General features: G+C 63.3%; 19 protein-coding genes and 1 pseudogene. 4 read left to right on the top strand and 16 right to left on the bottom strand.

Annotated elements, in window-relative coordinates:
- Nucleotides 1-63 precede the first annotated feature (63 nt).
- Together JZ792_RS15040 and JZ792_RS15045 are read left to right on the top strand one after the other, a co-directional pair.
- Entirely contained in the window at nucleotides 64-1,710 is a 1,647-nt protein-coding gene (locus JZ792_RS15040; protein WP_216911083.1) for a flavin-containing monooxygenase, read from the top strand.
- A 25-nt stretch (nucleotides 1,711-1,735) separates the two neighbouring features.
- The gene (locus JZ792_RS15045) at nucleotides 1,736-2,731 is read left to right on the top strand and encodes an alpha/beta hydrolase (RefSeq protein WP_216911084.1); all 996 of its coding nucleotides are present in this window, start codon (nucleotides 1,736-1,738) and stop codon (nucleotides 2,729-2,731) included.
- A 133-nt stretch (nucleotides 2,732-2,864) separates the two neighbouring features.
- Here the strand turns inward: JZ792_RS15045 and JZ792_RS15050 are convergent, their stop codons facing one another.
- The 4 genes and pseudogenes from JZ792_RS15050 to JZ792_RS15065 form a co-directional block, all read right to left on the bottom strand.
- Nucleotides 2,865-3,851: a LysR family transcriptional regulator gene (locus tag JZ792_RS15050; RefSeq protein WP_216911085.1), complete on the bottom strand. Its 987-nt coding sequence runs from the start codon at nucleotides 3,849-3,851 to the stop codon at nucleotides 2,865-2,867.
- Nucleotides 3,852-3,974: 123 nt separating this feature from the next.
- Complete coding sequence (locus tag JZ792_RS15055; protein WP_216911086.1) at nucleotides 3,975-5,495, bottom strand: NAD-dependent succinate-semialdehyde dehydrogenase; 1,521 nt, start codon at nucleotides 5,493-5,495, stop codon at nucleotides 3,975-3,977.
- 204 nt (nucleotides 5,496-5,699) lie between these two features.
- The gene (locus tag JZ792_RS15060; protein ID WP_216911087.1) at nucleotides 5,700-7,064 is read right to left on the bottom strand and encodes a cytochrome P450; all 1,365 of its coding nucleotides are present in this window, start codon (nucleotides 7,062-7,064) and stop codon (nucleotides 5,700-5,702) included.
- Between the two features lie 115 nt (nucleotides 7,065-7,179).
- A pseudogene (locus JZ792_RS15065) lies at nucleotides 7,180-7,749 on the bottom strand (SDR family oxidoreductase); the annotation flags it as partial.
- Between the two features lie 11 nt (nucleotides 7,750-7,760).
- On the opposite strand from JZ792_RS15065, the gene JZ792_RS15070 reads away from it, so the two are divergent.
- Both JZ792_RS15070 and JZ792_RS15075 read left to right on the top strand, forming a co-directional pair.
- Nucleotides 7,761-8,468 carry a DeoR/GlpR family DNA-binding transcription regulator gene (locus JZ792_RS15070; protein ID WP_216911088.1) on the top strand — a complete coding sequence of 236 codons (708 nt, stop codon included), beginning with the start codon at nucleotides 7,761-7,763 and terminating at the stop codon, nucleotides 8,466-8,468.
- A 169-nt stretch (nucleotides 8,469-8,637) separates the two neighbouring features.
- Nucleotides 8,638-8,823: a hypothetical protein gene (locus tag JZ792_RS15075; RefSeq protein WP_216911089.1), complete on the top strand. Its 186-nt coding sequence runs from the start codon at nucleotides 8,638-8,640 to the stop codon at nucleotides 8,821-8,823.
- A gap of 653 nt (nucleotides 8,824-9,476) precedes the next feature.
- On the opposite strand, the gene JZ792_RS15080 is transcribed toward JZ792_RS15075, so the two are convergent.
- The 12 genes from JZ792_RS15080 to JZ792_RS15135 all read right to left on the bottom strand — a co-directional run bounded on the left by JZ792_RS15080 (nucleotide 9,477) and on the right by JZ792_RS15135 (nucleotide 21,769).
- Nucleotides 9,477-10,103, bottom strand: a complete 627-nt coding sequence (locus tag JZ792_RS15080; protein WP_216911090.1) for an Rv1363c family protein — start codon at nucleotides 10,101-10,103, stop codon at nucleotides 9,477-9,479.
- On the bottom strand, nucleotides 10,100-10,555 hold the full coding sequence (locus tag JZ792_RS42035) for an Rv1363c family protein (protein ID WP_254189846.1): 456 nt from the start codon (nucleotides 10,553-10,555) through the stop codon (nucleotides 10,100-10,102). Before JZ792_RS42035 ends, JZ792_RS15080 begins: the two co-directional genes overlap by 4 nt.
- 502 nt (nucleotides 10,556-11,057) lie before the next feature.
- Complete coding sequence (locus JZ792_RS15090; protein WP_216911109.1) at nucleotides 11,058-12,515, bottom strand: MCE family protein; 1,458 nt, start codon at nucleotides 12,513-12,515, stop codon at nucleotides 11,058-11,060.
- 2 nt (nucleotides 12,516-12,517) lie between these two features.
- Entirely contained in the window at nucleotides 12,518-13,672 is a 1,155-nt protein-coding gene (locus JZ792_RS15095) for an MCE family protein (RefSeq protein WP_308165305.1), read from the bottom strand.
- Nucleotides 13,669-14,913, bottom strand: coding sequence for an MCE family protein (locus JZ792_RS15100; RefSeq protein WP_216911091.1), 1,245 nt, complete (start codon nucleotides 14,911-14,913; stop codon nucleotides 13,669-13,671). Before JZ792_RS15100 ends, JZ792_RS15095 begins: the two co-directional genes overlap by 4 nt.
- Entirely contained in the window at nucleotides 14,910-15,944 is a 1,035-nt protein-coding gene (locus JZ792_RS15105) for an MCE family protein (RefSeq protein WP_216911092.1), read from the bottom strand. The genes JZ792_RS15100 and JZ792_RS15105 overlap by 4 nt, the downstream gene beginning before the upstream one ends.
- Before the next feature lie 2 nt (nucleotides 15,945-15,946).
- Nucleotides 15,947-16,969, bottom strand: a complete 1,023-nt coding sequence (locus JZ792_RS15110) for an MCE family protein (protein ID WP_216911093.1) — start codon at nucleotides 16,967-16,969, stop codon at nucleotides 15,947-15,949.
- Nucleotides 16,966-18,159 (bottom strand): MCE family protein, encoded by a 1,194-nt coding sequence (locus JZ792_RS15115; RefSeq protein WP_216911094.1) that lies wholly within the window; start codon nucleotides 18,157-18,159, stop codon nucleotides 16,966-16,968. The genes JZ792_RS15110 and JZ792_RS15115 overlap by 4 nt, the downstream gene beginning before the upstream one ends.
- Nucleotides 18,160-18,168: 9 nt before the next feature.
- Complete coding sequence (locus JZ792_RS15120) at nucleotides 18,169-19,014, bottom strand: MlaE family ABC transporter permease (RefSeq protein WP_216911095.1); 846 nt, start codon at nucleotides 19,012-19,014, stop codon at nucleotides 18,169-18,171.
- A gap of 10 nt (nucleotides 19,015-19,024) precedes the next feature.
- Nucleotides 19,025-19,822: an MlaE family ABC transporter permease gene (locus JZ792_RS15125; protein ID WP_216911096.1), complete on the bottom strand. Its 798-nt coding sequence runs from the start codon at nucleotides 19,820-19,822 to the stop codon at nucleotides 19,025-19,027.
- Between the two features lie 632 nt (nucleotides 19,823-20,454).
- Entirely contained in the window at nucleotides 20,455-21,036 is a 582-nt protein-coding gene (locus tag JZ792_RS15130) for a TetR/AcrR family transcriptional regulator (RefSeq protein WP_216911097.1), read from the bottom strand.
- Nucleotides 21,037-21,358: 322 nt separating this feature from the next.
- Nucleotides 21,359-21,769 carry a PucR family transcriptional regulator gene (locus tag JZ792_RS15135; RefSeq protein ID WP_308165308.1) on the bottom strand — a complete coding sequence of 137 codons (411 nt, stop codon included), beginning with the start codon at nucleotides 21,767-21,769 and terminating at the stop codon, nucleotides 21,359-21,361.
- Between the last annotated feature and the right edge of the window lie 381 nt (nucleotides 21,770-22,150).

Raw genomic sequence — 22,150 nt, forward strand, 5'->3', positions numbered from 1 at the left:
ATCGATCGGTCCCCGGTCCGCCGATTTCCGCAATACGGCCCGCGAGCATAAGGAGCCTACTTCATGTCGGACATCCAGCGGTGCGACGCCGTCGTCATCGGCGCGGGCTTCGCGGGCATGTACGCGCTGCATCGCCTCCGCGACGACCTCGGACTGCGGGCCCGCGTCTTCGAGCGCGGCACCGACGTCGGCGGCACCTGGTATTGGAATCGCTATCCCGGAGCCCGTTGCGATGTCGTGTCGCTGTTCTATTCCTATTCCTTCTCCGACGAACTCGAAAAGGAATGGGAATGGACCGAACTCTATCCGGCCCAAGCCGAGATCCTCGCCTACGCCAACCATGTGGCCGATCGCTTCGATCTGCGCAAGGACATCACGTTCGAGACATCCGTCGAGTCCGCGGACTACGACGAGGACTCGCAGGAGTGGGTGATCACCACCGATCGTGGCGAGCGCGTCGCGGCACGATTCCTGATCACGGCGGCGGGCTGCCTTTCGGCCTCACGCGTGCCCACGTTCCCCGGCATCGACACCTTCGAGGGCGAGACCTACCACACCGGGCGATGGCCGCACGAGGGCGTCGATTTCAGCGGCAAGAAGGTCGCGGTCATCGGCACCGGATCATCGGGTATCCAAGCGATTCCGCAGATCGCGCAGCAGGCCGACCATCTCACGGTCTTCCAACGGACCCCCGCGTTCTCTCTCCCCGCGCGCAACCGTCCACTCACCGCCGAGGAGATCGCCGACTTCAAGGCCAACTTCCGAGAGCGGCGCGCGGCAGCGCGTGTCGCGCCGTCGGGCGTCCCGGGTACCCCGCCGGTCGGGAGCGCGTTCTCTGTGACCGACCAGCAGCGCGAGGAACTGCTGACCGATCGATGGAACCTCGGCGGCGTAGAGTTCCTGCGCGTTTTCAACGACACCTCGATCAACCTCGAGGCAAACGAATTCTCCGCCGAGTACGTCCGGGATCGTATCCGCGACCTCATCGAAGACCCGGCGACCGCAGAGAAACTCGTGCCACACGGCTATCCGATCGGCGCGAAGCGCATTTGTCTCGACACCGATTACTACGTCACCTACAACCGGGACAACGTAGATCTCGTCAGCGTCCGCGAGACCCCGATCGAGGAAGTCACCCCCGCAGGCCTGCGCGTCGGCGGAACCGAATACGAGTTCGATGTCATCGTGTTCGCCACCGGCTATGACGCGATGACCGGCCCGCTCAACGCCATCGACATCCGCGGCATCGACGGTCAACTGCTACGTGACAAGTGGGCTGCCGGGCCGCGCACCTACCTCGGCATCGCGACGGCGAACTTCCCCAACCTGTTCATGCTGACAGCACCGGGCAGCCCATCGGTGCTCGCCAACATGATCATCTCGATCGAGCAGCACGTCGACTGGGTCGCCGACCTTCTCGTCTATCTCCGCGAACATGGTTACACGCGAGTCGAGGCGGTTGTCGACGAGGAGGACAAGTGGGTCGAGCACGTGAACGAAGTGGCGTCACACACTCTTTTCCCACAGGGAAACTCGTGGTACTCGGGCGCCAATATCCCGGGTAAGGCCCGTGTTTTCATGCCCTACGTGGCGGGAGCCGGGACCTACCGCAAGATCTGCGACGAGGTCGCAGCGGATGACTATCGTGGCTTCACTCTCTCCGCCGCCACGCACGAAACCGACTCCCGGTCGTCCGTCGTGGGCTCCTGACCCAGCTGAAGACAGGAAATCGTCGATGAACTCCGCTGATTCGTCCAGCCGCCACCTGGTCGAAACCGAGATCGCGCCCACGATCGAAGCGTTCCCGCCTTTCGGGCTGAGCCCGGAGACAGTGGATGCTGTTCGCGAACGTATCAGGGCGCAGATGACCGCGGCTCCCGATGGTCCGCGGGTGTTTCCGACGATCACCCGCACCGAGCGCCATGTGCCCGGTCTCGACGGCGATCCTGACGTGCGCGTCCTCTACTACGAACCACAAAACAGGTCAGCTCCACACCCCGCCCTGGTGTGGCATCACGGCGGCGGCTATGTGATGGGTTCGGCAGACGACGATGATCTGACCTGCCGCCAGATCGCCACCGAGACGGGCGCGATCGTCGTATCGGTCGACTACCGCCTGGCGCCGGAAACTCCTGCGCCGGGCGCACTCCGCGACAGTTACGCCACGCTGAAATGGCTGCACGACAACTCGGACGAACTCGGTATCGACCGCACCGGAATCGCGGTCGGAGGGGCCAGCGCGGGTGGCGGACTGGCCGCCGCGGTCGCGATCCTCGCTCGCGACAAAGGCATCGTCCCCGTGTCGTTCCAACTGCTGATCTATCCGATGCTCGACGACCGCACCGCGGGCCCGGCCACACCGTACGCGCACACCGGCGAAGTCGTCTGGACCACCTCCGACAACGTCTACGGCTGGACGTCGTATCTCGGGCATGCGCCGGGAGTGGACGACGTCTCGCCGTACGCCGCCCCCGCCCGGGTCGAAGACGTTGCCGGCCTACCGCCTGCGTTCATCTGTGTAGGCACCCTCGACCTCTTCGTCGGTGAGGACATCACCTACGCGAAGCGACTGCTGGAGAAGGGGATTCCGACCGAACTGCACGTGCACCCCGGCGGCCCCCACGGCTACAACATGGTGCCCGGATCCCGACTGAGCATCATCCATGCCCGCGACTTCCTCGGCGCCCTCACCCGCCACTTCGGTGCGACCGTACCGGCTGCCGTCCGATAGAGCATCACCGGATGAGCAGGCTCGACGACCATTTCTATGTCGTCGTGCCGATTCCCGCGACCGGCTTCTTCGTGTGATCATGCCGAGGTGCACCGGGAAAGAGTCCAGCGGCGGGATTCCATCGATGACAGCGTCAGGTTGCCGCGACGAGCGAATTCCACGCGTTCACGATGGCCCGGACCAGATCCCGGATCTCCGAACGCGACTCGTCCTCCGCGCGCCAGACCACACAATAGTCGGCAGGCTCGATACCTTCGAGTGGGACGAAAACGACTCCCGGATGGGTATACCAGCGAGCCACCGAATCGGTGAACGCGATGATGCCCAAGCCACTCGCGATACCGACGAGCGTCTCATCGATCGTCGTGACCACGCGCAACCGATCACGCCCACGATCCCTTACCGGCAGATTGAACACCGTGCCCGCGGTCGGCACCATGAACACAGTCTCTTCGGCCAGGTCGTCCGGATTCAGAGTTCTACGTGACGCGAGACGATGGCCCGCGGGCAATGCGATCACCATGGCTTCGAGGCCAAGCCGGTGGAACCTCAATCGCCGCATCCGCTTGTCCTGCGGTAGCCAGATCAGACCGACGTCGGATTCACCGCCCTCTACTCCGGCACCTTTCTTCGCCCAATCGGCGCGGCGTAACTCCACATGGATCTCAGGATGCCGCGCAGAGAATGATTCGATGATCTTCCCGAGAAGGTCCTGCCCGGGGGCGAGGTAGAATCCCAACGTGACTGTGCGGGTAGAGGTCGTCGCTCGCCGAACCGCGTGACGAGCTTCCTGGTCGAGTTCGATGATTTGACGGGCGTATTCGACCAACGCTTCACCCGCCGCAGTCAGCGTGACACCATCACGTCGGCGAACGAACAACCGAGCATCCAACTCACGTTCCAGGCTCGCGATTTGCTTGCTCAGAGCCGGCTGGGTAATGAAGAGACTCTCCGCCGCGCGAGTGAAGTGCAGTTCTTCCGCTGCGGCGAGAAAGTAACGCAAGTCCCTGGAGTTCACCGTACGACCTCCGGGGACTCGATGGACCTTGCCGAACTCCACCTCAGTGTATTCGTCGGCGAATACCGAGTAGATCGCGCCACGGACATCGGCCCGCAGCACAAGACAACAGGGCGTCCTCCAGCACCCAGATCCCAGGTTGCGGTCGCTTCCGAGGTCAAGGCGACTCCGGGGGTATGACAGTGGTGGACCGTCTCGAGAGCACTCGGTTGTGGCAGGAGAATCTCATGAATTCGTCGGCCCCGGTACCGCTTTCTCGTCCGGTCCGGTGGTGTCGATACTGATTCCTATCAGTTTGGTGTCCAAGTACTCGTCGATGCCCGCTGCGGCGCCTTCACGCCCGAGGCCACTCTCTTTGACGCCGCCGAACGGAGCCGCGGCCGAGGTCGGATTGATGTCGTTGATACCGACCATTCCGAAGCGCAATTTCTCGCTCACGCGCATCGCGCGGGAAAGGTCTCGGGTGTAGACATACGAGGCCAGACCATAATCGGTGTCGTTGGCCATGCGGATGACTTCGTTCTCATCGTCGAAAACGGTCACACCGGCGATCGGTCCGAAGGTTTCCTCACGGTAGATATCCATCTCGGGCGTAATACCGGAGAGCACCGTCGGAGCGAAGAAGTAGCCGCCGTCGAAACCTGCACCCGTCAGACGGCCACCACCCGTGAGAACTTGCGCGCCGCGCTCGCGCGCGTTGTCCACCTGTCGTTGCATACGCTCGATCGAGGACTCATCGATCAAGGGCCCGACGCCGCTCGCGGCATCGAGACCGTTACCCGGACGCAGTTTGTCGGTCCGCGCGACCAGCGTCTCCAGGAAACTGTCGGCGATCGATCGGTGGACATAGATCCGGTTGGGGCTGATGCACGCCTGACCGGTATTGAGGAACTTCACCAATGTCGCGCCCTTGGCCGCGTGCACCGGGTCGGCGTCGGGAAACACGATGAACGGCGCGTGCCCGCCGAGTTCCAAGGAAACCCGCTTGATGGTCGACGCGGCCTCGCGGGCCAGTAGCTTGCCGACCTCGGTCGAACCGGTGAAGGTGATCTTGCGAACAGCCTTGCTGGCCAAGACCGCCTCGCTGAAGATTCGCGGATTCTGGGTGGTCACAAGATTGACCACCCCGGCCGGCACACCAGCATCCTCGAAGATCTGGAACATCACGATCGCGGTCAGCGGGGTTTGGCTGGCAGGCTTCAAGACCACCGACGCCCCCGCCGCGAGCGCCGGCGCCACCTTACGGGTAATCATCGAAACCGGATAGTTCCACGGTGTGATCGCAGCGACCACACCGACGGGCTGCCGCAGAACGACGAACCGCTGATCCGGGCGAGCCGAAGGAATGGTCGAACCGTAGACGCGTTTGGCCTCTTCGGCGAACCAGATCAGGAAGTCGGCACCGTATGCGACCTCCGTACGTGCCGCCCTCAGCGGTTTACCCTGCTCCATGGTCATCAGGACCGCCAATTCCTCGGCGCGCTCCAGCATGATTCGGTGCGCGTTCACGAGAACCTTCGAGCGCTCGTAGGCGGTCTGGCCGGACCAGTCGTCGAATGCCGATTCGGCTGCTCCTATAGCCGCGGCGACATCCACCGCCTGCCCCGCCGCCACCGCCGAAATTATCTCTCCCGTAGCAGGATTGGCGACATCGAAAGTCTCGCCGGCGGGTGCCGGTCCCCACTTTCCGTTGATATACAGCGACTCTCGGGTCGCCCGTGGGTCATCGAACAACGGTAGCGTCATACCTGCCTCCATGGCGGCGATCTCGATGCGGACACCCGAGGCAAAGCCAAAGGTCATTACCGACGACCGCGACGACAAACTCATCGCGGCGCCATCCCACACTCAGTCGAGGCCGAGAATCCGAGTGCTGGTCAAGGGCTCGGAAGCGCGCGACACTACCAACGAGTCCTTGTTCGATGTCTGCCAGCGGAGGCACCGATGGCTTCAGATCTTCGCTGTGGCTTTGTTCTTCGTGACAGGTTCGGCAAGGCGCTGCTCGTCGACGATGACCTGTAGGCGTGCGATCGTCGCTTCCAGGCCATCGCCCATTCGCTTGCCAGGAGTGAAGGTCGCGGGCAGCTTCTGCATACCGTTGATGAAGCCGATCGACGGATAATGAATCGCGCCCGCTTCGTCGCAGACGAAGTCCGGTATACGGTCGAGCACCTGGGTCAGCATACGCTTGAACAGATTTCGTGCCAGATTCGACCCGATGCACCGGTGTACACCGAGACCGAAACTCGCGTGGCGGTTACCTGTGCGGTCGAGGTCGATCTCGTCGGGATTCGGGAAGATATCCGGATTCCGGTTCGCCATGGACCACGACAACCAGAGCCGATCGCCTTCCTTCAATTCGACACCGTCGATCACGGCGTCCATCGCGACCGTCCGACCGTCACCCTGCGCGGGAGTGTAGAAACGCAAGAACTCCTCGGTCGCCGAATCCAGCATCGTGTCCAGGTTGCGGCGCAGTTCCTCGCGTTGGTCGGGATGTTGCGAGAGCCACTCCAGTGAATGAGCGGTCAACGCCGTGGTCGTATCGAATCCGCCACCGATCAGCAGCTTGCACGACCCCAGAACATCCGCGTGGGGAACCATCTCTTCACCGTCGATCGAGAGCGTGTTCAGCGCATGGATCAGTCCCGGTCGCGGTTCCTCCCGAATCTTCTCGATCCAACTGCTCAGATGTTTGTCGGACTCGGCGAGGCGCCTGACCACATCGAAGATCTCCGGCGATGTCGGATCCGTATACACCGACGCGTGAACCGGCTCGCAGTACACGTCCCAGTCCGCCAGAGGCATCCCGAGCAGACCCATCGTCAGCACGGCAGGCACGATATTGGCGAGGTCGTCGATAAAATCGATACGGCCCGATTCGATGACCTCATCGAGGCACGCCCGGGTGAGTTCATCGATCACGGGCACCCAACGCGCGACCGCGGCAGGGGACAGATGAGGGTTCAACTGTTTGCGAAAGTCCTGCTGTTCCGGCGGATCCATCTCGATGAATCCACTTCGCCCCCTCGTGCCGGGCTGGCCTGGAATCTGAATTCCCTGATAGCCCTTCCGCTCTCCCTTCGCATCGTAGTCACTCGACAGGAGGCCGGGCTGGCGGGCGACCTCGAAGACCTGCGGCATATCGTTGGCCACCCAGTAGCCCCCGTAGGAGTCCGACCATGCGATCGGGCACTTGCTGTGCAATTCTTTGGTCCGCTCGTCTACCGAGTCACGAAAACCCTTGCTGTGACGCTCGAAAACGATGGGGCAACCTTTGGTCCCCAGCGCGCTCGGAACGTTGTTTTCAGTCATAGATGATTCCTCGGTCGATCACAGTTCGATAATTGCGCGCTCGGGGCACGACAGGATTGCCTGGCAGATGGTCTCGATCTGGTCTGCCGGAACCGCGCCTTCGGTCAGCCAGCAGCTACGGGTGGTAGGCGTGTGACTTGAGATACGAGCCACCATCGACACGTAACTGCAAACCGGTCACATAACGAGACTCGTCCGACGCCAGATACACCACGGCATTACTGATATCGACCGCATCCACCCACGGAATCGGCATCGCCTGCTGCACCGGGAAAGCCACCACCGCATCCTCCCGGGTCGGATTCTTCAGATCCGGACGGAACGAACGATACATCGCATCCGACTGCAACATCGCGGTATCCACATTGGTCGGATGCACCACATTGGCCCGAATCGACTTCGGCGACAACGCCCGCGCCAACTCGTGCATATACGCCGAAAGCCCCTGCTTGGCAACGATATAACCCGAACCACCCGGATCCGAACCAGGATTGGCGACCTGCTCGTTGGGCATGAACGCCGCCGCCGAACCCGTCGCGATCACCGACCCACCCTCCTTCAGATAAGGCAGAGCCGCATGCACCGCGTTCAGCACACCGATCAAATTCACATCCACCACATCGATCCACGCCTGAACATGCTCCGGCGAAAGCATCGGCGCGATACCCGCCTGCGCCACCACCACTCGCCGACGAGATGGGCGTCGACACCTCGACCATCCGACGCGACCTCGACGCACTCGCGCGTTCCGGCCAGGCACAACGCACCCACGGTGGCGCCCGTGCGACCCACGGAGTCACCGCGAAACTGCCCTACGCCATGAAGGAGAACGAACGACTGGACGCGAAATCCGCCATCGCGCGGGCGGCGGTCGACTTCATCGGCGACGGCGACACCGTCATCCTCGACAGCGGCTCGACCACCTACGAGATCGCGGTCGCACTGCGCCGCCGGACCGGGCTGACCGTGATCACCAACGACTTGCGCATCGCCAAATATGTAGCGGGGCTGCCCGAGACCCGGCTGCTGGTCACCGGCGGCGAACTCCTGGGCTCGGTGTTCACCCTCGTCGGTGAACACGCCATCACCTTCCTCGGCGACTACACCGCGAACTGGGCGTTCCTGGGCGCCGACGCTATCGACCCCATGGCCGGAATCACCAATATGAACACCCTCGAAGTCCCGCTCAAACGCGCCATGATCACTGCCGCAGCCGCCACCATCGTCGTCGCCGACAGCTCCAAACTCGGCCGCCGCGCACTCGCCAGAATCGCCGGAACCGAGGAAGTCGACCACATAATCACCGACGACGAACTCGACACGACACTCACCGACAGATTCGGCGAGCGACTGATCCGCGTATCACCACACGCCACGCCGCCACCGGCGACGCGAGAGCACTGATACTTCGGGCTCGCGGCGGCTCTTGCGAACGTCGATTTCCGCTCCCCGATCGGGGCGGGCACTCCGGACGATCTGTGGCACCCGCTGCACCACCTCGGAGCCGCGGAATGTCCCCCGCGTAGTAACCGTTGTACGTGCCGATCACGCCGCAGCCCGACCGGTCACGGTCATGTTCTCGTTGCCGCTCGCGATCTCCTCGCCCGAGCGCTGGGCGACAGAGGTTGTGCCGCAGGCAGTTGAGGCGGTCCCGGAAGGGCATGAAGATTTCGAGACGCAGCGGATTGAAAATATCATTTTCACGGGCTACGCTCCCGAACACGTCAGCGCTCGGACCGCACCCGTTTCGGTTCTCTGACACCGGCCCGACCGTACGATCGGCGTAGGCAAAGTGGCCTGAACGCCAGCACGACCAATCGTGGGATCAACCCTGGCCCTGGCATTCGCGGTGATCGCCGGGCATGCCACCGCGGCTGCCGATCCGCAGCAACCGGCGCCGGTACCACCCGCCACCCCGTCTCCTGGTCTCCCTTGGCGCGCGACCCTCGACTTGCGAAGAACATAGGGACACCCCACCAACTCGGGCTCGACGGCTGAGCTGACCGACGCGGCCGGGCACACCGCGCTCACCCAGTTTGGCCATCATCGCGCCCGGCGCCCGCCACGAAGTCCCCGCGGCCCCGGGTACCATCGGGTTCTCCACCTACCTCGACTCCGCGGGTGTGCCCCGCCGAGCGGACTCGGCCCGCCCGGGCGGACTGCCCATAGATGAGGTCTCGAGTTGGATAGCGGTGGCCACACCACAGCGTCACCCGCTCCACGGGCTCAACGGGCTCATGAAACACCTACTACACCCAACCATCGAAATGGCCGTATGCGTCACTCCACCACTGTTACTCGGCATCCCGTTCCTGTCGGCGTGACACTCTCACTGGCGGTCGGAATACAACTACTACTGTTGCAACATTCCAACACCGACCACGCGAACGCCCGAAACGAGCTCGTCGAGAATCAGACCGGTTCGAACGACGAGATCCGCCACTGGTCGTCGAGGCGCGCCAACGTGACCCGCACACTGCTCGCGGTCATCGCCGGGTCGGGTTTGTCGGCGCTCGTCGTCGTCTGGTTGATGAATACCAAGACGACGGCCGAGTCCGGCCGCAACTCACGGACCGCCGAACGTACGACGACCGCAGTCGTCTTGACGGACTTCTCCTTGGCCGCGGGTGCGACGATCTGCTGGGTGAACTGGCTGTAATAACCGAGAAAATCGCCCGTCAAATACGTTTTGGCGGAGGCGAAGTCACGGTCGATGGTATCGGGTGCATAGGACAGCAGAGCGACCGTGCCGGTGGCAGCCGCATCGACGGCGGACCGCGCGGCCGTCTCGTCGACCCGACTGTCCTGCCGATACTGCGTGAACCACACCGATGCCGCCGATACCGTGGCGGCGATCAGCACTGCCACCAGGATCGCCATCCTCAGTTCACGACGCACGAACCGGGTCATCCGCACGATCTCGCGCGCCGCACGACTCCGGGTAGGCGGGGATTTCGGATTCTCGGATTCTACGGCGACCAGGCTTTTTTCGTTGTCGGCATGCTGCACCGCGTGGTCTTCGACGGTAGAGGTGTTCACGCTACGAACTCGACTTTCGACATCTTGATACGGTCTCCGTCCCGCGCCACCGTCACACTCAGACGCCAGGTACGCGGTTCCTGTTGTGCTCCGGCAGAATTGGTGACCTGGGAGCTTGCGGCCACGAGGACGACGGCCGAGTCACCGGTCATCGACTCCACCGCCGCCTCGTTCACCGTGCCCTGTGTGCTCACCTGCGATTGCCGAACGACGGTGGTGAAATCCTGTGCGCGATTCTGGAAGTCCTGGCGGAAGGTCCCTGTCGAGTTGTCGAGCACGCGTTGGACATCTCGATCGGCATTGTTGAAGTCGAGCGAGGTGAGCGCGACCACGCCTTGGCGAGCGGCGGCCAGAAACTCCGCGGTTTGCCTGTCCTTGTCGGCTACGTCGTGATGGCGCCAGACAGTGTAACCGGTGAGGGCGAAGGCTCCCGCGATAGCGACGACGGCCACTACCGCTATCTCTCTGCGGCCCGGTCGGCGCGCCGCGAAGCCGCGCCGACCGGATGACCGGCGACCAGCGTGCGAGATATCGTCGGGATCGAGGTCGTTGGACGTCGAACCCGCAGAGGGTCCGCCGTCGACGACTTCGGCGGCATCAGAAGCGTTCGTGGGCGGGACCGTTCGAGCGTCGACAGACCGGGGAGTACCCACGGCCGGGGACGGCACGGCCGCGCGCGCATCGGCTTGTCGCCGCAGTCGGGCCGCCTTGACACGGGCGCGAGCCGCTTCGGAAGCCGCTTCGGCTGCGGCGACCTCTGCCTCGGCTTCTTCCACTTCAAGTTGCAGCCGCCGGGCCGATGGTTCGGATGTCTGGTCGCAATCGCTTGCGGTAGCGACTTCGTCACTACTTTCGGGATGTTTCATTCTGTCGGTTCCTCGGAGGATATCGATCGCGTGCAGATGTGGTGGGCGGAGTCGGAATAGCCGCGCCGGCCGAATCATTCGTGTCCTGTCAGTGCGGCAGCATGTCCGTCCACGGCTTGCCCGCAGGCGTCGCGAGGTCACCCTGCTGGTAGAGCCTGCCGTCCGACCCCAGGTAGCTGCCGGTCCGCGGGTCGTATCGGGCGGTGCCGATCGTCGGGGTGGAGCCGACAGCCGGTCCGGTGGCAGCGGGCGCCACCGGTGCGCCGCCGTCGGGATTCGGGAACGGGCGGGAATCCGAGGGCACTCCCTGGCTTTCGAGGCCCGGATCGGCGGGGTACGGTCCGATCAGCGGTTGCTCGGTGGCCAGAGGTACGAATTGTTCTTCGCTATTGCATAATTCCGCCGTCGCCGCTCTTTTGCCCGGATTGTTCTGGCAAGGGATATTGCGTGAGCCGCGGACCGCGATCTGCGAATCCTGGGGCAGTTTGCAGTACAGGTCGTCGGGTGTGTCTATGGTCGTGGTGTCGGCGGGCGAGCGCCACGCCGTCGGTGGCAGGAACCCGACAGTGCAAGCCGGCGGGTTCGAGATGCCGCCGAGCCTGAAGTCGCCGAGACCGAGTCCGGAGGCGTTGTTGATGGGCTGAACGGCTTGGATTATGGAGATTCCGGGTGGCAACAACACCAGTAGCTGCTCGAGACCCGCATTGTAGGTCACCGCCAATTGACCGACCGTGGTGAGGTTCGCAAGAAGAATGGGCAATGTCAGTTCCACCGATTCCAACAGCCGCGAGGTCTGCTCGGCGAAGCCGGGCCCGGTCTGCAACAGGCTGCGTACCTGGGGATCGTCGGCCACGATCTGTCCGGTGACACCAGCCAGGCTGCGTGTCCAGACCTGGATGGCGTCGAGGGTTCGTACCTGCGAATCCAGCAGCGGTTGCGAGTCCTCGAACAAGATCCTGGAGGTGTCGCCGACCTCGTCGAGCCGTGCCGCCAGAGTCTCGGCCGATGACATCAAGGAGTTCAGGTCATAGCCCGCGCCGTTGACAGCCTTGAACATCTCATCAAGAACTTCGTGCAGTTTGTCCTTCGGGATGGTGCCGATCATGGCGCTGAGTTTGTCCAGCATGGGGCCGACCGGCTGGGGTATCGACGTGTCGGTCGCCGCGATGATCGAGCCGTCTCGCAGATAGGGCGGTTTGTCGGTGCGAGGTCGAAGGTCGACATATTGCTCGCCGACCGCGGATACGCTGCGCACCCGGGCTTCCAGATCAGCGGGGATCTGACGGGAGTCGTCGATCTCGAGTCTCGCGCGGACACCGTCGTCGGTCAGTTCGACAGCGGTGACCTTGCCTACCTCGACGCCGCCGTAGGTGACGTTGCCGAACCGATACAACCCGCCGCTGGCGGGCAGATCGACGTAGACACTGATCGTTCCGACTCCGACCAGCCTCGGCAGGTGCATATAGACGGTGGCCATGGTCACGAGCCCGATCACCGACAGAACCGAGAAGATGACCAACTGGAATCGTACGAAGCGAGACAGCAGCATCAGCGACCTCCGTTGACCGGCGGGGAAGGCGACGGTTCGATCCCGACGCCGAGCGGGTTGCGTGTCTGGCGTGCGTAGCCCGGATCACCGACCGCCGCCTGCACGACCGCGGTGGGATCTGCCCACGGCGTGCCGAGCAGTATTTCCCGCCGCATTCGCGGCACTGTCAGGTCGACTGTGGCGAACAGGTTGATGTAGTCGCCCTGCACGGCTCGGTCGATCGTCTTCTGGTCGTAGGGAAACGTCGTGGCGTAGGCGAGGGCCATGTCGAGTTTGGGCCCGACGTCGGCCACGGCCTTCAGCGTCGGCTCCAGGTTGCGCAGATTGGTCAGCAGGTCGTCCTTGACCTCGTCCACGGCCGAGGTGGCGGTATCGCTGAATGCTCGCAACCGGTCCAGCGCGGCGGTGAGATTCGGCCGTTGTTGCAGAAGGACATCCAACGCCGACGGCAAACGCCGGAGTGCGTCGGTCGTGACATCGCGCTGGTCGGCGAAGATGGCAGATAGTTGGTCCAGCGCTCGAAGCGAGCCGATGACGCGATCGCGTTGCGCGTCCAGGGTGCCGATGAAGGTGTCGAGCCGGGTGATCAGCGTGGCGACTTGCTCTTGCCGACCGTCGAACGCGTCGTTCAGATTGGCGATGATGTCGCCGAGTTGTCCCAGCCCGCCGCCGTTGACCACTACCGACAGCGAGGCCAGGGTCTGCTCTGTGGAGGGGTAGGTGAAGGAGTCGTTGAGCGGGATCCGCGCCCCGGATTCGAGTCGGCCGGCCGGGGCGGCCCCGGCCGGGGTGTTCAGCGCGAGGTGGCTGGAGCCGAGCAGACTGGTCTGTCCGACCGTCGCCACGACATTTGCGGGGACCGGGGCGTCGCCGCGGATCGAGACGTCGACCTCGGCGTGCCATCCCGCCACTCTGATCGCCGCGACGCTGCCGACCACGACATCGTCGACCAATACCGGCGAGTTCGATACGAGCGTACCGACATTGGCCATCTCGACGGTGACCTTCGTCGCGTCGCCGTCGCGGCCATCGGCTCCCGGCAACGGCAACGACTCGACGCCCTGCCAGCCGCATCCCGCCGCGCTCATCGTCGCGCATAGGCTGAGGAGAAAGGTACTGCGACGCCACGACATGCTCGATCGCTTACCGCTCATGCTGGGCGCCTTCCGGGGAACAAGATGTCGAGCAGGCTCTGCGGTGTCGGGGGCGTCACGCCGTGGGTGTTCACGGCCGGTGGAATGAGACGGGATTCGGTGTAGATCAGGTTCTCCGGCGGCGCCGCCGGGCCCGTGATCGGATCGAGGGGAAAGGGCAGGTAGTTGAAGCTCATCAGTCCGAGAACCGGTCCCAGATACTCCCGGCATTTGCGAGCGCCTTCCTCCGCGGTGGCGTTGCCGACCGCCGCGATGGCCGAACACACGAATTGCACCGGATTCGTGAACTGGTTCAACGCGAACGCGCCCGCCTCGGTGCCGGTATCCGGCCGATAGATGTTGTAGAAATTCGCGATACTGGTCGGGAAAATGTGCAGCACCTGTTCCAGATCCTTGCGATGGTCCACCAGATTCTGGGTGACGTTCGCCAGCCGCTGGACCTGCTCACTCGCCTTGTCTCTATTCGCGGCGACGAACCGCTGAACTTCGCCGACCGCGACAGACAGATTCGTCAGAGCGGCATCGAGATCGGACCTGCTCTCGTTGAGGACGCTGGTCAATGTGGCAAGACGGTTCTGGAATTGGACGATCTGCTCTTTGCTGTCACGCAATGTGGTCACGAACTGTTGGAGATTTCGGATGGTTTCGACCAGATCGCCGCTGCCGTCGGCCAATATCCGCCCGACTCCGGACAACTGAGCCAAGGTCTGGCGCAGTTTGTCGCCGTTGCCCTCGAGCGCGTTCGCGGCACTCTCGATGACCCTGCCCGCCGAACTGGAGACCAGAGTGCTATCCGGCCCCAACTCGGTGGCCAGGCGCGTCAGCTGGGTCTTGACCTCATCCCATTCGACGGGCACCGCCGTTCGCTCCAGCGGGATGACAGCACCGTCGTTCAAGGTCGGCCCGGTCGAGCGATAGGACGGCGTCAACTGTACGTAGCGGGAGTCGACCAGGCTCTGTGCCACGATCACCGCCTTGGCATCGGCCGGTATCCGAATGTCCCGATCGACTTCGAGAGTGATTTCCGTTGTCGCACCGCGTGGTTCGATAGCGGCGATGGAACCGACTCGCACACCCGCCACTCTGACGTCGTCACCGTCGTAGATGGCGGTGGCGGAGGCGAAGACCGCGCGGATGGTGTACGGACCGAAGACGGCCTTCCAGCCGACCACGGTCCCCGCGGCAACCGCGGTCACCACCAGCACCGCTGCGATGATCGGTAGTATCCGATGTCGTTTCATCGCGGCGGCTCCGACTGCGGTATCGAGGTGGATGGCGTCGGCTGCAACCCGAACGCCGCATCCACGAAGGGTTGGATCATTGCACCGGGTAGGAGATTCGCGACGTAGGCGTTGTAATACGGTCCACTGGACACCGACTCCCCCTGGGTGAGGGCGAACTTGGCCAGTCCGGGCAACGCGGCCCCGATGTTGTCGCGGTTGTTCTCCAGCATCTCCACCACGGAATTCAGTCGGTCCAGCGTCGGCGCCAATTCCGCTTCGTTGTCGGCCACCAGGCCTGACAGCTGTTCGGCCACCACGGCGGTGTTTGCCAATAGATCCACGATCGCCTGACGGCGTTCGTTCAAGACCTCCAGCAGAGAATTAGCGCCCAGAATCAACGCATTGAGCTGCGTACTGCGTTCGGACAGGACCCCGGTGACCTCGGCGGTCGAGCTCAGCAGGCTCCGCAGCGATTCGTCACGGCTGTTGATCGAACGCGACAGGTCGGTCAGACCTTGGAAGGCCGGGCCGAGCTGGGGCGCTATCTGATCGAGAGTTGCCGCGAGCATGTCCAGCGACTCGTTGAGCACTTCGGTATCTGTCTCACCGACATTCGTCGCCAGTTCGCCGACCGCATCGGTCAACGAGTAGGGCGAGGATGTCCGTGAGACCGGGATGACACTGCGCGGCCGCAACGCGCCCCCGCCGTCCGAGACAAGCGTCAACACTCTCTTCCCGAGCAGGGACCCGGTCTTGATGTGGGCGGAGGTGTTCTCACCGAGTTCGACACCATCGTCGACGCTGAAGACGACGTGAGCGTCACCCCCTTTCAGCGACACCTCGGCGACTCTTCCGACCTTGACGCCGGAGACGATGACATCGTCGCCCACCCCGAGCCCGCCTGCCTCGGCGAAGACCGCCTCGTATCGGATAGTGGTGGCCCAGTCGATGATTTTTTGGCTCTGGACTCCGATGAGGATGACGCAGCTGATCAGAACCATTCCGATCAGTCCGTGTCGCGCCAGATGCGTACCGCGATATTGCAGCATGACTACGGGGTGCACCTTCCTGTTGTCTGCTCGACCACGGGCAGCACGACCACCTCGCCGTCGAGTCCGCTCACCCGGACCGCGATGGAACAGATGTAGTACTGGACGAAATTGCCGTAGGCGCCGGTGCGCACGAGTTTGCGGTAGTTGTCCGGTGCCCGTTGCAGCGCTCTGTCCAGCAGGTCCTTGTCCTGATCGAGCAACGGCGCCAATCTGGACAACTCGTCGACGGTCCCGGCCAGCGGCGGCCGCGCCTGGGTGAGTAGATCGGCGATCGTCGCGGTGCCCTGGGCGAGGGCCCCGATCGCCGCGGCGATCGGGTCGCGCTCGTGTGCGAGCTGAGTGACCAATTGTTCGAGGCGGTCGATCGAGCCCGAGAACTGGACACCGTCCTCGGCGAGAGTGGTCATGACCGTATTCAGGTGATCGATCAGCCGCTCCACCACGTCGCTGTTGCTCGCCAGCGTCGCGGTGAAGGAGGAGGTCTTGGACAGCAGTGAGTTGAGCGTGCCCTGTTTGCCCTGCAAGATCTCCAACAGCGACCAGGTCAACCCGTTGACATCATGTGCGTTGAGGCCTCTGATAACCGGTTTCAAGCCGCCGAGCAGTAGATCCAGATCCAGCGCGCTCGCCGTCCGCTCCACCGGTATCTCCGTTCCGGCGGCAAGGATTTCGGTGGATCCCGGGCCTTCGATCAGTTCCAGATATCGGTCGCCGACAAGATTCAGGTAGCGGACCGACACTTTGGTGCCGCCGGTCAGCGCGACCGTGCGATCGGCATCGAACTCGACACGAACCCGATGATCGTCGCGCAACGACACCTCGTGGACTCTGCCGACTTCGACACCGGCGACCCGCACGGTGTCACCTGTACGCAACCCCGACGAGTCGGTGAAGATCGCGGAGTACTCGGCGGTGTCGCCGCTGCGGTACTGCCCGAACACCAACACCAGGAAGCCGGACGCCACCACCATCACGACGGCGAACACACCGAACTTCAGCAACGGTGCGTCACGGCGCTTCATCGCGGCCCACCGTTCGGGGTGGCCGGGGTCTGTTCGGCGGTCGGTACTGTCGGCACCCCGAACAACGCTTCCGGCAACGTATCGATGTTCAGCTTCACGGTCGGGTTTCCCTCCTCGAAGGGGTTGTGCCCGGTGTCGGCCACCACGAAGGGAGGACGCGTCTCATACGGCACCGGCAGCATCGAACACTGCGGACCGCCGGTGGCGGCGACCTTCGGCAGACTCTTCGGGTATCGATACGGCTCGACGCCCCACAGAAAGTTGACGTTCAGGCCCAACCCGGGCACCGGGGGTGTCGGCGCCTCGGCCAGCCACGCGAAACCGTTCAGTGCGCATGTCAGGCCTTCGCGGTACTCGTTGGTCAGCGACGTCGTCGGAACCAGCAGATCCAAAGTGGTCGCCAGACTCGACCTGTTGGCCGTGAGTACGCGGTTTCCGGTGTCGGCCAAACCGATCAGACCGACCAGCAGAGCGTCGAGATTCTGTTTTTCCTCCACCACGGTCCGGCTGATCGCCGCGGCATTGCCCACGGTGTCGATGAGAGGTTGCGCGGAGTCGGCGTAGGTTTGCAGCACGGGCTGTGCGAGCTCCAGGTCGTTGTTCAGCGCGGGCAGCCCTGGTTCCAGTTTCGCCAGGAATTCCTCCAGGTCGCTGAGCATCTGCCCTACCTTCTCGCCGTGTCCATTGGTGGCGGCGGCGATGGCACCGAGGGTCTCGTTGAGCTTCTCGGGCTCGATCTGCGCGAGCACAGATGTCAATTGCTGGAAGACTGTGTTGATTTCGACTGTGACATGGTCTGTTCGAACAACTTGCCCGGCCGACAGATGGCGCGTATCGGGCTTGTCCGGCGCGATGAACTGGACGTACTTCGCACCGAATACAGTGGTCGAGGCGATGTCTACCGACACATTGGCCGGGATCCTCGCCAGCTTGTCCTCATCGATGGCGAGTTCGATTTCGGCCAATCCGTCGGATCGTTCGTTGACAGTCTTGACCTTGCCGACGGTGACACCACGCATCTTGACGTCGGCGTCGGGGTTCATGACCAGTCCGGCCCGCTGCGAGAGCACGGTTACCGGAACGGTGTCGGTGAACCCGCCACGGAACATGATCACGGCCGTCACAACAATCACGACACCGGTCGCGAGGGACAGCAGTCCGGCCACGGGGCGCGTCACATTGGATGTCATCTGGTTCGCCTATCCGGAGAGGTCGAAATTGCCGTTGGCGCCGTAGACCGCCAGCGAGACCAGCAATGTCACCGACACGACCGCGACCAGCGAGGTCCGCACCGCGTTGCCGACGGCGATGCCGACACCGGACGGGCCTCCACTGGCGAAGAATCCGTAATAGGTGTGTATGAGCAAGATCGTCAACGCCATCAGGATGGCCTGCACGAACGACCACACCAGGTCGATCGGATTCAGGAAGGTCGAGAAGTAGTGGTCGTACAACCCCGGTGACTGCCCGAGCAACACCACGGTCGTGAACCGGCTGGCGATGAACGAGGCCACCACCGCGAGCGCGTACAGCGGGGTGATGGCGATCATGCCCGCGACGATTCTCGTGCCGACCAGGTAGGCGATCGGCTCGATCGCGAGTGACTCCAGTGCGTCGATCTCCTCGTTGATGCGCATCGCGCCGAGTTGGGCGGTCGCGCCCGCACCGAAGGTCGCCGCCAACCCGATCCCGGCGACAACCGGTGCCGAGATCCGGACGTTGATGAACGCAGACAGGAAGCCGGTCAGCGCTTCGATGCCGATATTTCCGAGCGAGCTGTACCCCTGCACCGCCAATGTGCCGCCGGTGGCCAGCGTCAAGAATCCGACGATGACGACCGTGCCGCCGAAGACTGCCAAAGCACCGCTGCCCATGCTGATCTCGGCGATCAGGCGGATAGTCTCACGTCGATAGCGCCATGCCGCGGAAGGCGCGGACGCCAACGCCTTGAAGTAGAAGAGTGCGTGATCGCCGATGCCGCTCAGGCCCATTACGGGTTTGCGAATCCGAAGAACCACGCGTGGATATCGTGCTGTCAATGTCATCGGTTCGCCCCTACCTGGCCGTCAACTGGATGCCGATCGCCGTGACGACGACATTGATCACGAACAGCGCCATGAACGCGTATACGACGGTCTCGTTGACCGCGTTTCCGACAGCCTTCGCACCACCCGTCACGATCAGCCCTCGATAGCAGGCCACCAGACCCGCGACGAGACCGAACAGCAGTGCCTTCACCGAGGAGATGACTACTTCGTCGAGTCCTGTCAGCAGGGTGATGCCCGATGCGAACGCACCCGGATTGACATCCTGAACGAAGACCGAGAAGACGTAGCCTCCGCCGATCCCGATCAGGCACACAAGACTGTTCAGCAGCAGCGCGACGAGCCCGGAGGCCAGTACGCGCGGTGTTACCAGTCGCTGCACCGGATCGATACCCAGGACCTGCATCGCATCGATCTCTTCGCGAATCGTGCGCGAGCCCAGGTCGGCACACATCGCCGTCGCACCGGCGCCCGCGACTATCAGCACGGTCACCATCGGTCCGATCTGGGTCACTGTCCCGAAGGCCGCGCCGGCCCCGCTGAGGTCCGCCGCGCCGAGTTCGCGCAGCAGGATGTTGAGCGTGAAGCTGACCAGCACTGTGAACGGGATGGCCACCAACAGCGTCGGTACCAGCGAGACGCGCACGATGAACCAGGACTGCTCCAGGAACTCTCGGGTCTGAAAGGGTCTCCGGAAGGCGAAGCGCACAGTATCCGCGGACATGGCGAACAGCCCGCCTACCGCCTGCAACGGGCCGGTTGCCGAACGAGAGACCCACGCGAGCCGTCCCGAATATCGTTGTGTCATCAAAACCTTGATCTCTTGGCCATCGTCTGTGGTCCGACTCGGATCGTCGATTTATCGTCGAAAGACGGTTGGCATACCAGCGGATGCCGAACCTCGAAGCGCGGTCTCGTGGTCATCGTCACCTCGATGCGGATACACCGAGATGGATTGCGCGGCACGTGACCGAAGTAGCCGTTATCGGAACAGCGAATGCGATGGCACAGCTGGGTAACCGCCCGGTAGTCGCCGTGACTCCGACAGCTGTGGCCGGGCGAATCCGGCGACACCTCGTGCTCCCATATTCAGGCTCCTATGTCTTTCGTTCTCAGCGGCGGCTGCTCTCAGTCACTCGGAGGCCACAGCAGCCCTCGCGTCTTCGACGGCGGATCCGGCGAACAGCTGACAGGCACTTCGACTGCGAGACCCAGCGCCTATGTCCGGGGCGACCACAAGTCGAGACTGCAAAGCGCACAGGAGGTCGACTACTGGGCGAAGCGATCTCTCGCTGTGACCGAACTCGAGGCACCTGATCGCATGAGACCTGTGCCACACCAGCCGCAGGAGAGCCTAGCGTCACGCGCCGCAAGTTTCAATACATTGTGTAACGATTCCTTCGGCGGCCGAAATGTCCACCCAACGGCGGGATCAACGGATCAGCGCGATTCGATTCCGCGCAGAAGTGAATCGATGACGTGACCTGCCGGATCGTGGGTAGTGCCGGTCAGTACCCGAAAGAGCACCACACCGAAAAGAGTCTCGGCGATCATGTCCAACCGCACATCCGAGCGGATCTGGCCGAGTTGGACCGCGGTCGCAATCCGTTGCGTCAACGCCTGCCGCAGCGGCCCGGTGATCAGCGTGTAGAGGCGATCAGCATCAACGGCACTCTCCGCGGACGCGAGAGCCCAGCCGCGCACCATGGCGGCAACGCGCGGATTTCTGACCAACTGGATCTGACCGTCCCACCAGGTGGCCAGATCAGCTGCGATGTCACCGGTATCCGGCAGCGGAAGAATCTCGGTATTCAACACCCCGGCAGTGACCGCCTCGGCGACGATCGCCGCCTTCGATGACCACCGCCGGTAGACTGTGGGGCGTCCGACCCCGGCACGGCCCGCGATACCTTCGATAGTCAAATTGTCGTAGCCACTCTCGGCGAGCAGATCACGCGTGGCGTCGAGTATGGCCCGATGCGCCCGGTCGCTTCGAGGTCTCCCACCTCGATTGCTCGTCATGTACCGCACGCTAGCAGGGTCTGTGGCGACACAATTCCGCACCGAGGAACGGCAAGCCCGAGACCATGGACCGGCGTCCCCGCAGAGGCGAGGGGATGAATCATCGTCGCCCGGATTCCTCCGGACCGGCGCCGCCCGATGTCCTCTATTCCATGCCGAAACATACGGACTATCAACGACATACGCCGCCACGCGTGACGACGTGATGCCCCCACTGACACCCGTGTTCCGGCGATTGCCCTCGTGGTCGTAGGCCAACAAACCTATTACTACTCGGCAGATCGGCCAGCAGCGGTCGTCACGTCAGCCGCGCTACACGACGTCACCGATGGTCGACCGTGTCGGGGTGAACGTAAAGTCGGCGCGCCGTACGCCGCCGGCTCATGTCATTGGCCAGGTACGCACGTACGGTATCGAGGAGTTCGGCGTGGTCCTCGAGCGAATCCAGCATGTTCGCGATCCGGCGCGTGGCCGAATCGTCGCGCGCGATCTGGTATTCGACGTCGAGATCGGGTAAATAGTACACACCAGGAGCACGCCCACTGGCCTCGACGAAAGCGAGCAGTTCGTGGGCCTGGGCGGCCGATTCGGGTATCCGGTCCAGCTCGCTTACTACCACGGCAGCGGTGAGCTGTCCCCTCGCTGCCTCCGCAGAGTCTATCCAATGTTGCTGCGCATAAGGCGATTTCGACGTCGCCGCCGCAGGCAATGACGAGGGTGCCGCCTCCGGCACCAAGCAGACACAACGTACGCGAATCGAATACTCGACCGACCTCCGCGTGTAGTCTGCCGAGTTTGCGCTGGGCGGCGATACTCAGGTCCGCGATGTACTCGTCGGGATGGTCCGGAATAGATAGCGCCACGACCTGATACGAATCGGCAATCAGCACGCCGACCTGGCGGACCAATGCCGAACCACCGCGGCCGCTGATCAATGCCGCAGCCAGCATTTGCGCCGAACGGAACTCCTGCGCTACCAGGAGATGCTCGGTGGTGTAGGCATCGCAGCTTCCCGCACTGCTTCCGATGCCACGCGATCTACGTGATCCCGGATGGCCGTACGAGCAGTGGAAGCAACCGCGCTCGCGCGCTCGCACTCCGAAGCGTTGACGTC

This window comes from Nocardia noduli (assembly GCF_019038455.1).
Lineage (GTDB): Bacteria > Actinomycetota > Actinomycetes > Mycobacteriales > Mycobacteriaceae > Nocardia > Nocardia noduli.